The 13731-nt window shown below is 36.6% G+C and carries 7 protein-coding genes; 4 read left to right on the forward strand and 3 right to left on the reverse strand.

Annotated features, from left to right (window positions below; all coding sequences use genetic code 11):
• The first annotated feature begins 121 nt into the window (after positions 1 to 121).
• Both BHR79_RS10750 and BHR79_RS08310 read left to right on the forward strand, forming a co-directional pair.
• Positions 122 to 1372, forward strand: coding sequence for a PKD domain-containing protein (locus tag BHR79_RS10750; RefSeq protein ID WP_072561888.1), 1251 nt, complete (start codon positions 122 to 124; stop codon positions 1370 to 1372).
• A gap of 523 nt (positions 1373 to 1895) precedes the next feature.
• Positions 1896 to 2093, forward strand: a complete 198-nt coding sequence (locus tag BHR79_RS08310) for an MM0924 family protein (protein WP_072561890.1) — start codon at positions 1896 to 1898, stop codon at positions 2091 to 2093.
• 648 nt (positions 2094 to 2741) lie between these two features.
• Here the strand turns inward: BHR79_RS08310 and BHR79_RS08320 are convergent.
• The 3 genes from BHR79_RS08320 to BHR79_RS08330 are packed head-to-tail and all read right to left on the reverse strand — an operon-like array spanning position 2742 to position 5958.
• A complete protein-coding gene (locus BHR79_RS08320; protein ID WP_072561892.1) occupies positions 2742 to 3449 on the reverse strand; it encodes an RAD55 family ATPase in 708 nt (235 codons plus the stop codon).
• Complete coding sequence (locus BHR79_RS08325; protein WP_072561893.1) at positions 3446 to 4633, reverse strand: hypothetical protein; 1188 nt, start codon at positions 4631 to 4633, stop codon at positions 3446 to 3448. The genes BHR79_RS08320 and BHR79_RS08325 overlap by 4 nt, the downstream gene beginning before the upstream one ends.
• Positions 4634 to 4662: 29 nt before the next feature.
• Positions 4663 to 5958 (reverse strand): DUF835 domain-containing protein, encoded by a 1296-nt coding sequence (locus tag BHR79_RS08330; protein WP_072561894.1) that lies wholly within the window; start codon positions 5956 to 5958, stop codon positions 4663 to 4665.
• A 382-nt stretch (positions 5959 to 6340) separates the two neighbouring features.
• On the opposite strand from BHR79_RS08330, the gene BHR79_RS08335 reads away from it, so the two are divergent.
• Positions 6341 to 10453: a PAS domain S-box protein gene (locus BHR79_RS08335; RefSeq protein ID WP_072561895.1), complete on the forward strand. Its 4113-nt coding sequence runs from the start codon at positions 6341 to 6343 to the stop codon at positions 10451 to 10453.
• A 289-nt stretch (positions 10454 to 10742) separates the two neighbouring features.
• Entirely contained in the window at positions 10743 to 13508 is a 2766-nt protein-coding gene (locus BHR79_RS08340; protein ID WP_072561896.1) for a PAS domain S-box protein, read from the forward strand.
• Positions 13509 to 13731: the final 223 nt, after the last annotated feature.

Below are 13731 nucleotides of genomic sequence, written 5' to 3' on the forward strand. Positions count from 1 at the left end.
AGAAACAACTGTTCTAACTGCAGATTCTTTGTACTATATAACATATTTCCACCCAACTAATCAGTAGACTACACATTTCTTCATAATGTGGGATGGTACTAAATTTCTGGGGGTAATTTGAATGTGGATAAAAGCGTATATGACAATCGCAGCAGTTTTGTTTCTCATGCTATCAGGAATAGCATCTGCAGATGAGCAGGTATCGAAAAACTACGGTAATGTAACTCTGGATGCTCCCTATGAAGCTACACATTGGGATGACGTTTGGAACTTGACGCAGGGCAACTTGACACTTTCCTATACCATTGATATGAACGGTCTCAATCAACCGGGAAATTGGTCTACATTTCAGCCGTGGCAAACTTGGTACACCGAAGTTGGACTTCGTGGGGAAGGGGCACCTGATTTCAACCCCGGGCCCTTTAATACGTATCAGGGCAAATGCGGAGGTTGGATGGTATCTGACAGCGATACATGGACTGACAGCGATGGGTTTACTGAAAACGGTGATTTACCAAATGAAACGCAGGATTTGGATGATAAACATGCACTTCAGGCTTCCGGTGGAAGAGGCGAAGGGGACTATGATGTTTTAGGTGATAACTGGAATGAAGTCCTGACACCATTTGGAAGCGGAGACAATTTTGGAATATGGTTTGATCGAGATGGTGTAGATCAATGGCAAGCGGAATCGTGGGGAAATAAAGGCCCTGGTGGCGTAGGTAGTGGAGATGGACTTAGGTATAATACCAGTGGAGTTTACGATATAGTCATAACCTATTATTCGATTGACAATGGTCTGGGTGTTATGTTTGCCACTGTCAATGGCTATTCTCAGGGTTTCTATGTATCAGGGGATGACGATGAACCAACAAACTATCCAGCGGGTTTGAGTTTCAAGGGTGATATGCAACACATGCAGGTTTTTGCCGGTCTTTGGTCTCCTTCTGATCCCGAAGGCCACGACTATGGGAATGCAAATCTGAGTAATATAACGGTTACAGGGTATCTTGGTGAATCCGGCCCACTTGTAGCTGACTTTTCATGGTACAGAATTAATGACACTACTGTCCAATTCAACGATGCTACATATGGAGGAATGGCGCCATACACTTATGAATGGAATTTTGGAGATGGAAATAATTCTACTGAACAGAATCCAATTCATGAATTCCCTGATGATGGGGGATACAGTGTAACCTTAACTGTGGATCCATACAGATGTGTGCCGGACAGTGTAACCAAGAAAATAACAAAACCTTTTGAACCTAATCCACAACCCAACTTCGATGTGCCGACTGCGAACCCCCTGTTGATTATTGGAATGCTGGGACTTGCGGTTGTACTTGTGTTGAGGAGAGAAAAGGATTAATTGAAGGAAGTTTAATCGGCTTCCTCTTATTTGTATAAATAAAAGTTTGTTATTTAATTTATTTAAAAAATTTAATATTTATTAATAGAAAAAGTTATTAATTTATTAAAACAGATTGCATTCACTTTGACTTACCCATCACAATCAACCAAACAATAATTATAAATTTCCAAAAGACATTATAAATTATTTATTGTATTTGGCTTTTAAAGAAAGCTTAAGCCTGGATTAATTGCAATGTTCTTATATGACTTGTTTTAAGAAATTGGATGCCTCAATTGAGTTCAATCTTCTGGTATTGCATTTTGAGACAAATATTTCTTTCATTTGGAATCTGATTGAAGGGATGATCCAGAGCAATAAAGGCACAAGACCCTTGCTATGTCTTATTCTGAATGGAAGAAAGGGGATCCTCCAGGGGCAGTTTGCCGTTGATTTTTTGACGAAAAAATACTTATCTTTGAAACCCATGCTTTATAATAGGTGAAGAAAATCACCTTTTGTACAAAGTGGGGTTATAAGAATGAAACAGGAATTTATAGAAAAGTACTATATGGACAAAGAAGTTACGATTGATATTGGGGGAAAAGATCTGTATAAAGGAATAGCTGCTGAATGTGCCGATGGTATACTCAGCCTCAAGTGGACAAAAGGAGGCGAGGAATACACTCACATAGATATCGCTGAAATCAAAGCAATCTGGAAAACAAAAGATAAATAAATTTGCTTTGTGAAAGCATATCAACCAGACTCTGCATTCCCGTGGAATAAAAGAGTCTTATATAATCTATATTTTTCTTTTTTTGCTATCCATAGAAACTTTATTTTTGATTTTAGACGTGCAGATCTGAATCTGATTGAAAGAGATGTTAGGGATACACAGGACTTCATCCGTACAGAAACTTATGCTCTAAGGCTTAAGCCTGCAGGGGCCAGGAAGGTTACAGAGGAAGTTAATAAATGGCTGAATAAACGTGCTAAATACAGGAAGCTTCGTGTAATACAAATATATCCTTAGAGACCCATCCGGAGCATAAGTTTGATGGTGAGATTGGTATTCTTGAGAGGAAACATATTGGTATTGATGGATTTGTGTATATCGGCAAAGAGGTAATGATATAATCGATTGACAAAACACCTTCATTCTCTTTGTGTTTTTATGGGAAAATCACACAGGGACTTCTTTTAAGAAAATAATGTATTAGTGGTAATTAGAGGTAAGGGTTTCTACAGAACCGAAAAGTTGTGGTATCAAAAAAAACCAGATATCCCTATATATAAGGGAGAAGAAAATAATTCCAGAAGGGGGGAATCCTCCCGGGGAAACACAATTGATAATTATTGGAACAGGTACATCCCCACTTTAATTTCAGAATGTCGTATCTTTGTAGATTTCAATACCATTCCCTGAAACAGTAAGTATGTGAGGATCCATACTGTGAGACGTTGCTCTCATTTTCTTTACCTGTATGTACCTCTGGGATGAATTATCCTTTGTTTTAATCATCATATCTATAATGCCATCTGACAGATAACCTTCCATGCCACTTGACTGTTGGGTCTGGCCAATGATATCATATGTTTCAAATACAACGAACGTTGTTATATTTTCTCTTCTCAGGGGTTCGAAAAGATGAAACAGTTGTTTTCTGAGTTTGGTTGGTTCTGTGTCCATCAAAGAGTAAAGTGCACCGAGAGAATCGATCCCCAGGCAGGTAAACTTATCTCTTTTTTTTTCTTTGTATTTCATTATATTATTGCCGATAACTTCCATAAGGTCCTCATTTCCAGACGCCTCTTCAAATTTCAACCTGTAATCACTATAGTCTGAAATAAAAAGCCTGTCTGAAAGTTTCAGTCCCATACTATCCATATTTCTCAGATGACTCGCCTTGCTTTCTTCAAGGGTAATATAAACACCATATTCCTCACTGTTTTCCAGGTAATTGGATAGGAAGGAAAAAGTCAAACCTGATTTTAAAGTTCCTGGGGGACCAGTCACCAAAATTATGCTACCCCTTGGAATATCATTGTTAAAAATATTGTTTAATCCTTGTACCGTATCAATAAATCTCATTGGATACCACCTATTTTTTCAAGAAGTTTCTTTCTTTCACTTTCTCGATTCAGATCTTTTTGTTTTGAGCTATGTTTAATATAAGAGGTGCTGCTATTATTAATTTTACTGATTTGTAAATTTAGTTTATCAAATCCGGATGAAAGCAGGGTATTATCAAAACCAATATATCCACCATTTTTAAGGTTGTTGATCATTCCATTAAGTCTTTGCAGGGGAATAGCAAGCCTTGTTGCAATTTTTTCTTCATCTGTGTTTCCTGTGTACAAGAAAGAAAGTATCCTGTAATAGGGTTCACAGGTTCTTTCAAGTGCAATATATATGGCAGAAAGTAGTACCCTATCCTTCGAATGCAGATTTATTTTGGTTTCCATTGCCGTATAAATAGTCAAATTCTGTGTATTTTCATTCATTTCACCCATCTTTACAGATTGTATTTCCACAGGAATGAAAGCAAATAAATCACTATTGCTTACATTCCCCGATACAAAAGAGCCATTCCGACTATGTTCAATCCATACGTTTCCTTCAGTTAATTTGCCGGATACGCATGTTTTTTCCGGGTCACCATCTGGAAAATCAGACTCTTTGTTTGTCTGTGTATGTTCCCCAAAAAATTCATTAATATAGGTCATACCACGGGGTTTTAGGTTGGCAGATTCATCAATAAAACCCATTGATATTAATTGCTTTAACAATTTCTTGACAAGAAGTTCTTTGTTATCAAACATAGTTGCCAGCATTTTCGTACGATTTATTCCTTTTGCCAGCAGTAATAGCATCTTCAGGTGTTCATTATTGAGTTCCTGCAGAATTGCATCCTTTTGGAGACCTACTTCTTTATTAAAATAATGGCGTATTGCAGTAATTGACTCTTCCTCAGCCGCAAAAACAAGACTGGTAGTGATATAGCGAGAACTGAAAAAAGATTTCTTCTGGTAATCAATAGCAATACTTTCCGGTGCGTCACACGTTGCTTTTACTTTGTTTAAAAAAGTAGGAGGCAATTTTCTACCAACAATTTCAATTGCTTTTGTCGGTATAAGTTCCCATCCGTCTGTTGAAGGGAGCCAAATTCCTTTATCGTCAAAAGTTACCGTGCCGTGTTTCCAATTAAGATCATTTGATCCAAGCACAGTAAGCATTTGAGGTACATCGGGAAGGAAATAAGCATCTGTTTCCATTATTGGCCCTTTTTAAATTATTACATCTATCACTGTGACAATTGAATATTTTCAATTGTATCAAGCGGTAACTTTCTCATCCATCTTTTAAACAAATGATATTCTTTTTGCTCCATTGTATGAGGGTCAATTTGGATGATCAATTTGGATGATGAGGCCATGATACTATCATTTATTTGTTCAATTAATTTAATAATAGAACGGAAATCATTTTCCAGTATCAGATATTCAAGCCCATCAATAAATATAAGACCATTTTCCACCTTTTCAATAAAATTTGTTATTGTAGGATGGATCTTGAATATTTCTGAAGGTTCGATAACAGGGTCTGTACTATTTTGATTTTTAGTCAGCCATATGAGAGGTGTTTTATACAGATCATAGCTTTTTCTAATGTGGTCAGGATTCATTCTGGAGATACAAAGTCCATGATACCCACTTTTGACAAAACATGAAAATGCATCATAACCTGTCTTGAAATCTTCATTATCAACGATATATGAATATCCATTTTCAATCGAATTAAGCTCCAATCTGACGTCTTCATCATATTCTTTTTCAGTCAATGGAGTAATGAACAATCCTTTAAGCTTTTTCAGGTCTTGTATAGTGACTATCATTCCTGTGCCGGATTCTTCATCTTCCACCAGTGATGTCGAAACATTCATTGAAACTGATTTGCCACTTTTTTGTAAAAACTCAAGCGTAAAATCATTTTTATCTTCCATTCTCAGGATTGAATCATCGTTAAGTATTGCGGAAATATTTTTCCCCAGAATCTCTTCTTCATCATAATCAAGCAAACGTATTGCACTCTTATTGGTATTAAGTATATTTCTATTTCCATCAAGGTAGAGAATTGCAATTGGGGATGTTTTGATTAGTTTATCAAGATGATCGCGGTATTTTTGAGCCTTGTTCTTGTCCCTTATAATGGTATCTCGCTGGTGTTTGATACGTAGAAGGGACTTTACCCTTATTTGAATTTCAAGCATATCCACAGGTTTAGCCAAAAAATCATCTGCCCCTGAGTCAATGCTTTTTTGAAGATTTTCTCTTTTTGAAAGGGCAGTTACAAGTATAACCGGTATATATTTGGTATCAGGATTGGATTTTAACTTGCTGCAAACCTCAAAACCACTAATGTCGGGCATCAAGACATCAAGTAGTATGAGGTCAATGCTTTCATTGGCTTTTTCAAGTGCTTCAGTACCATTGGAAGCAAATACCAAACTATATTCATCTTCCATATAAGATTCCATCAGATCCAGATTGGATTCATCATCATCGACTATTAATATGGTTGATTGAACATTACCCGTCATTATACTCCCCGGTATGATAATAGTAATTAATAAAAATATCTTTTTTAACCTATATAAGTTTTATTAGATCTTATTTTATAATTAACGAGGCAATCAAATTAGATTTTCGCTTTAAAAATGTAACTCTTTTTTCATTATCAATTAGCATTGCATGAGAGTAGTTTATGCATTATCTTTATATACTAGAAAATGTACATTTGCAATTTTGGGATGGAAAATAGGGCAGGCAGTTGCCCATAAGGATTTGATTGTGACATACTAATTATCAATAGCAAATATTGAATGAGCCAGTCTGTGTTAACATTGAATAGGTTCTTCATGGTCTATACATTTATATAATGGGAGATATAATATTATATAAATTGACTTTTTGGAGCATAACTTGATTCCACATAAAAAATCTTCTATTGATACAGAATTGTTTGACCTATGGGAAGATAATATTGCAATAATCTCTCCAGATGGTACGATTATTTACACGAATAAAAGCTGGAAGCAATTTGCTCAAAATAATGATCTGGACCCATTACAATGTAGTGAAGGTACCAATTACCTGCAAATATGTGATGAAGCTACAGGAGAATATTCAAGTGAATCTTCCATTGCAGCAGAAGGTATAAGGGATGTAATATCTGGGAAAAAAAGTATAGTTAAACTTGAATATCCCTGTCACAGTCCTGATGAAAATCGCTGGTTTTTACTAAAAATTACTCCTCTTTCAAAAACGTATCCTACGGATGTTTTTTTACAGCATATAGATATCACTGAGAGGAAAGAAGCTGAATTGCTGGCAAAGAAAGAACAAAGGCAGTTAAAAAAAGCACAATCTATCGGGAATATGGGGAGCTGGCAATTTAATCTCAATACCGGTACAATAACTATTTCCGAAGAATCACACAGAATATATGGACTCGAGATTGGTAAAATTTATACCATCAAAGAAATTCAAAAATTTCCTCTTCCTGAATACAGGTCAATGTTAGATGATGCACTGGAGAAACTTGTAAATGGGGAACGGGAGTACGATGTTGAATTCAAAATAAAAAGGCCCAGTGATGGTTGTATTGTCGATATACATTCTGTTGCAGAGTATGATTCGCAAGAAAATACTGTAACAGGTATTATTCAGGACATAACAGAGATCAAGAAATCTGAAGCACAAATCCTAAAAAATGAACAAGAACTTGATGCGATCTATCAAAACGCTCCCGTTATAATGATGCTGGTGGATAAAGAAAGACGAGTTCGCAAAATAAATGATTCAGGAGCTAAGTTTGCAGGCGAATATCCAGATGAACTTATTGGAATGCGGGGTGGTGAAGCTTTAAGATGTATTCATCATCTTGATGATCCAAAAGGTTGTGGATTCGGACCTTTCTGTGATGAATGTACTGTTCGAAACACAGTAATGGATACTTTTGCTACGGGTCAATCCCATAAAATGGTAGAAGCTACCCTTCCTTTTTTAATAGAAGGTAAAAAGAAAGAATTGACATTTCTCCTTTCGACATCCCTCATTCATTTTATGAAGGGACCAATGGTTCTGGTTAGCATTCTGGATATTACCGCACGTAAAGAAAGTGAAGATGAAATAAAAAAACTCACCGAAGAATATCAAACGGTGTTCCAGGGTACACAGGATGCAATGTTTTTGATGGAGGTAAGCGATAACAATACATTCCGCTATATACGTAACAACCGAGCGCACCAGATTTCCACTGGGTTTACTTTAGCTTATTTCAGAGGCAAAACTCCTCAGGAACTTGCAGGAAAGAAAACAGGTGATCAACTTTCTGCCAATTACAAGCGATGTGTCGATTCAAAAGACACTGTTTCATATGAGGAAACACTGGAGTTTCCAGCAGGTACAAGGACGTGGCATGTCACATTGACACCGATTTTTCAAAACAATGAAGTCCGCTATATTGTAGGTTCAAGGCAAGACATTACTGAACGTAAAGAAGCTGAAAATGCATTAATACAAAGTGAAGCGAAATTCAAGAGTTATATTATACAGGCCCCAGATGGCATTTTTATTACTGATATAAATGGTTATTATGTAGATGTCAACCCTGCTGCCTGCGAAATGACAGGTTATTCAGAGGATGAATTACTTGGAATGAATCTACTGGATATACTGCCTCATGATATCCATGAATATGCAATTAGTAAGTTTGAAGATTCAAAAAATAAAGGAAAAATTGATATTGAAATCCCATATTTGACTAAAGAGGGAGACAGAAGGTGGTGGAGAATTACCGCTGCTGCTTTATCCGAAAACAGGGTAATTGGTTTTGTAAAAGATATAACCAATCAAAAAGATACAGAATCAGCTCTCTCTGAAGCATTAACTAATTCCCAACAGAGAGAAAAAGAAATTACTGAACTTTTGAATTCTACCACTGCTATTCTGGAAATTGACGATTTCGAGGTAGTGGCACGTCATATATTTGATGCATGTGCAAGGGTCATAGGTGCAAAAGCAGGTTATGTGGCCCTATTATCAGATACAGGTGAAGAAAATGAACTCCTGTTTCTGGAAGACGGAGGCATGCCGTGTTCTGTTGATCCTGATTTGCCCATGCCAGTTAGGGGTTTGCGAGCCGAAGCATATGAGACAGGTGAAGTGGTTTATGAGAATGACTTCATGGCAAGTGAATGGGTCAAATATATGCCCGAGGGTCACATGGTTTTGCCAAACGTTCTTTTCTCTCCATTAAATGTAGAGGGCAAAACAGTAGGTATACTGGGATTTGCCTATAAAGACGGTGATTTCACAGAGCATGACGCCTGGCTTGCAAAAACGTTTGGTGAATATGCTGCTATAGCCCTGAGAAACAGCCACAATTTTGAATTATTGGAAAAAAGTGAGCAGCGTTACAGGTCTATCTTTGAGACAGCTGCAAACCTGATAACTTCTGTAGATTCAAATGGTATAATTGTGGATTGTAATAACCAGGTAAAACAGGTCCTTGGTTATGATAAAGGTGAGATAATCGGCCATCCCATGTCAAAAACAATTCATCCTGATTATCACGACAAAGCTTTTGCCTCTCTTAAGGAAATCCTTGAAAGTGGATATTCTAATGATAAAGAGTATAAGATGGTCAAAAAGAACGGTGAAATTATTGATGTACTCATAAATTCGTCAGGCATCAATAAAAGTGCTGAAGGATATGAAAGAACAAACTGTATCATCAGTGATATAACTGAAAGCAAGGAAAATGTAAGAAGAATCAATTATTTGACTTCGATACTTAAATCTTTACGTAATGTAAATCAGCTTATAGTAACAGAACAAGATCCCATAAATTTGATTCAGGGAATCTGTGATAACCTTACTGAAAATCAGGGATACTATAATGTCTGGATAAGTCTTCTGGACCAGTATCAAAATCCTATAGTTGTTAGGCAATCAGGGATTGAAAACGGCTTTGATTTGCTTCTCTCTCAATTAAGAAATAAAGGTTTACCATATTGTGCCCGAAAGGCTTTAAAAGAAAATCAGATTTTTGTGATTGACACACCTTCAGAAAAATGTACTGCTTGTCTTGTGGAAGATAAATGTAAACAATCCATAAGATTTGTATCAAAGTTTGAATACGCCAATAAAACCTATGGTATTATTTCAGCTGCAGTGCCTTACAAATATGCTTATGATGAAGAAGTAATGAGTTTATTTAAAGAGGTTGTTGGAGATATATCATTTGCTTTGTATAGTCTCGAGCTGGAAGCAAATCGGCAAAAGGCAGAAGAAGCATTATTGGAGAGTAAAATTGTGGCTGAAGAGGCCAATCGTACTAAATCAGAATTCCTTGCTAATATGAGTCATGAATTACGTACTCCACTCAATTCGGTTCTTGGTTTTTCCCAGATATTGGAAAAGAATCCATCTAATCATCTGGATGATAATGAATTAAAATATATAGGAAATGTTTATAGAAGTGGGAAGCATTTGTTGGGTTTGATCAATAATATTCTTGATATTTCAAAAGTTGAATCCGGTAATATGGATTATGTACCTGAAAATGTAAATTTTGCAGGAATAATTGATGATACTGTAGTATTGATTGAACCGATGGCAAACAAAAAAGAGATTTATTTAAATTACAATAACGAGTCTGGTAATATAAATCTACAAATAGACAGAATGAAATTCAAGGAAATTCTGTATAATTTGCTGAGCAATGCAATTAAATTCACACCTGCAAAAGGTGAAGTATTCATTAAATCCAAAATTATAGATGACCATATTCAGGTCTCGGTTTCAGATACCGGAGTAGGTATACCGGAAGAAGAGTACCAGAGCATATTTGACCCCTTCAAACAGGCAGATTCTTCTTCAACACGAAAGTATGGCGGAACTGGCCTGGGGCTTGCTCTTGTGAAAAAATATGTGGAAATGCATGGTGGAGATATTTGGATTGAAAGTGAAGTTGGAAAGGGTAGTACCTTTACTTTTACAATCCCTCTAAAAGGAGATGAGCAGGAATAATCCTGCTTATTTTCATGTATTCAGTATTTTTTGATATAATCAACTGGTATCAACCAGATCTCCATTTGCATCATAAAGACTTGCAGTATCTCCATCTTTTAGTGTCTATCTGCAACTTCACGGCAATGAACACTACATTTATAAAATATTAAATTATATATAAGAGGTGTATAATAATTTATAGTGGCAATTACGTCCATTGATATGGTATAAATTATGCCTAATTTGGATAGATGTGGCTGTTATCGCTGGAACTACGAATCATGGTCAAAAAGAGTGATGATAAATTATGCCAAATACCGCAGATGAAACCTTTAAAGAATCACATTTTGGCTACGCCCGTCATAAAATCATCCTTGATGAAAACGGCAACGCGGTGAATTACCTGTTTCTGGATGTAAATGCTGCATTTGAGGATATGACCGGCCTGAAAAAAGAAAATATTATTAATAAAACAGTTACCGAAGTAATTCCAGAAATTGTTGAAGATGATTTTGACTGGATTTCACTTTATGGACATGTAGCATTAACAGGAGAAGATATAAGTTTCACTCATTATTCTCTAGCGTTAGGACAATGGTACCAGGTATATACTCAATCATCTGAAAAAGGATATTTTGTCACTCTTTTTTCAGTCCTGTCACAAAGTGAAGCCAAATTTTACGAGTTTGCAGAACGCTCTTCTGAACCAATCTATCGTTATGATCTTGTTCCCAAGCCCGGTTATACCTATGTAAACAAAGCTACAACTCAAATGGACGGATACACACCCGAAGAACATTATCTGGACCAACAACTGGCTATAAAAATAGTCCATCCTGATGATAAACAAATGTTTTTGGATTATTTTGAGGGTAAAATTCCAATAGACAAGCGCATCCAATTGCGTTGGGTCCATAAAAAGGGACAGACGATATGGTTTGAATTTGTGAATAAACCTGTCTATGACAGCAACGGCAACCTTGTTGCACTGGAAGGTATTGGCAGGGATATAACGGAAATGAAAAACGCACAGGAACGTGAACAGCATATCAAAGATGTTCTTCTTGCAATCCGGAATGTCAATCAGATGATTGTAAAAGAACATGATCCGTCCCGAGTCATCCAGAAAGCCTGCAACAATCTGACAGAAACACTGGGCTACTACAGTGCATGGATTGCACTTGTTGATGATGAGAAAAATGTTATATCAACAGCATTTTCTTATTCAGATTTTGCCAGTGGTTTTGAACCTTTGAAAGGACAATTAAAAGAAGGCATATTTCCACAATGTATGCAGCAAGTATTGGAAAAAGACGAATTTTTGATTATGGACAATCCTGCTGAAGAATGTCAGGAGTGTCCTCTTTCCTATACTTATTCCGACCGGGCATCTTTATGTTATCGACTGCAATATGCTTCCAAATTATATGGTATACTATCAGTTTCCCTTCCTCTGAAGTATGCCAACCTGGATGAAATACATGACCTTTTCAGAGAAGTTTCAGATGATCTGGGCTTTGCTCTCTATAAAATAGAAATGGAAAAAAAGAGAGACCAATATGAAACCCATCTGCGTCTGATGAACCGGAATATGAATGATGTTATAATTGAAGCCGACGTCGAAAGTCGCTATACATACATCTCTCCTTCTCATCAACGAATTCTTGGCAGGGGCAAAGAATTACTGGGTAAAAACTGTATGAAGGACCTGCATCCTGATGATATTGATTTTGTTGCAAGCATATTTAGAAAAATCGTTGAAACCGATGAGCAACATCATGCAGAATATAGGTATCTGCATCCTAATAAAGGATATATCTGGCTGGAATCCACTGCCACTTCTTATGTTGATGAAAATGGTCAAAAACGGGTACTGATCAATACCCGTGATGTTACTGAGCGTAAAGAAACTGAAAAAAAGTTTCTCCATTTCCACAATTTAATGCATTATATTATAGAGCATGTCAACGGTGGTGTGGCTGTGCATGATAAAGAATTGAATTATATTTATGTCAGTCAACGCTACCTTGATATTTACAAATTAAAAGAAAAAGATGTTATTGGTAAACATCATTATGATGTAATTCCGGATTTGCCCCGAAAATGGAGGGAAGTACATCAACGAGTATTAAAGGGTGAGTTTCTTAGTGGTGATCGAGATCCTTGCTATAAGGCAGATGGGAGTGTGGAATGGACACGCTGGTCGTGCATTCCTTGGTATGACAGAGATGATGCGATTGGTGGATTGATAGTTTATACTGAAATGATCACCGATCAAATAAAGAATGAGAAAAAACTGGAAGAAACTAATAAACAATTAGAAGATGCTGTTCTAAAAGCCAATGAAATGGCGGTTCAGGCCGAATATGCCAATAAAACCAAAAGTCAGTTTCTGGCCAACATGAGTCACGAGCTACGCACGCCTTTAAATTCAGTAATCGGATTTTCCGACATCTTGCTGAAAGAAACAAGGGGAGAACTCAATGATTCTCAGAAAAAATATGCATCAAATATATCCAAAGGTGGTAGACACCTGCTTGACCTTATAAATGATATTCTGGATCTTTCGAAGATAGAAGCCGGTAAAATGGAACTTGTTTGTGAAGATTTATATCTGGATTCTGTCTTTTCTGAGATCGAAGCCGTCATATCACCACAGGTACGAAAAAAATCCATTGACCTTGAAATAAGCAAACCCCTTAATATAGAAATCAATGCCGATAAAAGTAAGATTAAACAAGCCATTTACAATCTATTAAGCAACGCGATTAAATTCACTGATGAAAATGGCAAAATATCCATGTATGCCAGAAAGGTTGATAGAGATTTGGTGGAAATAGCGGTTATAGATACGGGGATTGGTATTCAGGAAGATAAATTAAACCAGATCTTTGATCCCTTCATGCAGGCGGATGTTTCCACATCCCGCAAGTACGGAGGAACCGGGCTGGGACTTCCCCTTGTCAAGGAATATGTGGAAATGCATGGCGGGGAGATTCGGGTTGAAAGTGAGGTAGGTAAAGGCAGTACTTTTACGTTCACGATACCAATGGAAAAAGATGAGCAGGAATAATCCTGCTGATTTTCATGTATTCAGTATTTTTTGATATAATCAACTGGTTGATACAAGTGACTAAATACAGCAACTAAAAGTTTCATCCATATTTACACTCAATAAAACAAGGATTATAAGTCGCAATGACTATCAGTAAAATTGAAACTGATAACTCTGCTTGTTGATAGAGGAGCAATGGATAAACAGGACTTCATCCGGCCAGAAACCTATGCGCTAAGGC

Source organism: Methanohalophilus halophilus, from assembly GCF_001889405.1.
GTDB lineage: Archaea > Halobacteriota > Methanosarcinia > Methanosarcinales > Methanosarcinaceae > Methanohalophilus > Methanohalophilus halophilus.